General features: G+C 79.8%; 1 pseudogene. It reads right to left on the bottom strand.

Features of this window, described 5'->3' with window-relative positions:
* Window positions 1-932: pseudogene (locus EEJ42_RS31270) on the bottom strand (histidine kinase); the annotation flags it as partial.

The following is a 932-nucleotide window of genomic DNA, read 5'->3' as shown; positions in this document are numbered from 1 at the left end:
GGGTGCCGCCCGCCGTCGCCCTGGCCGCCCGAGGGGTCGGCCTGGGGGTGGAGCCAGGTGGATTCGATGGTGTCGAATATCGGCGTCCGGCCGTCGCCGGGACCGGCGGGCGGCAGGGCGTCGTCCGTCTGGCGGCCGCCGCGCTCGTTCCGGTCGTCCCGCACCTGCGGGAACTCCCCGGTGTCGCCGGGCCCCTGGCCCAGCTCCGGCCGGGCGAACTCGCCGGTGTCGCCGGGCCCGCGGCCGTAGTCGGGGCGGTTGAACTGCGCGGTGTCGCCCGGACCGCGGCCCTCCTGGCCGGGCACGGCGAACTCGCCGGTGTCCCCGGGGCCGCGGCCGACGTCAGGACGCTGGAACTCGCCGGTGTCACCCGGTCCGCGGCCGTAGTCCGGACGCGGGAACTCGCCCGTGTCGCCCGGGCCGCGGCGCGGCTCGAACAGGTTGGGGCCGTCGCTCAGCTGGGGCAGCTCGCCGGTGTCGCCGGGGCCGCGGTTGCCGAACGGATCACGGCGCTCGCCCGGGGCGGAGCCGAGGTCCGGGCGGGCGAACTGGCCCGTGGTCTCGGGCTCCTCGTGCCCGCGCGGCCGGTCGCCCGCGTCCCGCCGTCCCGCCGGTCCCGCCCAGTCGTCCTGGGGGCTCGCGCCCCAGCTGGTGCCGGGCGCCTGCTGCGGGCCGGGAAGCTCACGTGCCGGGTCGCGCGAGGGCAACTGCGGACGGTTGCCCTGGTCGCCGGAGTCGGCGCGGCCGGGCGCACCGGTCGGCGGGGCGACCGTCGGACCCTGGTCGCCGCGCGTGGGCAGCGAGGGACGGTCCGAGGGGGCACCGGCACCGCTGCCGGGCCCGGCCGGGGGCTCGTTCCGCTGCGCCGACCGCCCGGGCGCCTCGAAGAGGTTCGGGCCGGAGGGGGCGCCGCCGGAAGGAGCCGATCCGGC

It is taken from the genome of Streptomyces botrytidirepellens (assembly GCF_003721215.1).
GTDB lineage: Bacteria > Actinomycetota > Actinomycetes > Streptomycetales > Streptomycetaceae > Streptomyces > Streptomyces himastatinicus.
The sequence above is the reverse complement of the archived record's forward strand: the minus strand, read 5'-3'. Positions and strand labels throughout refer to the sequence as shown.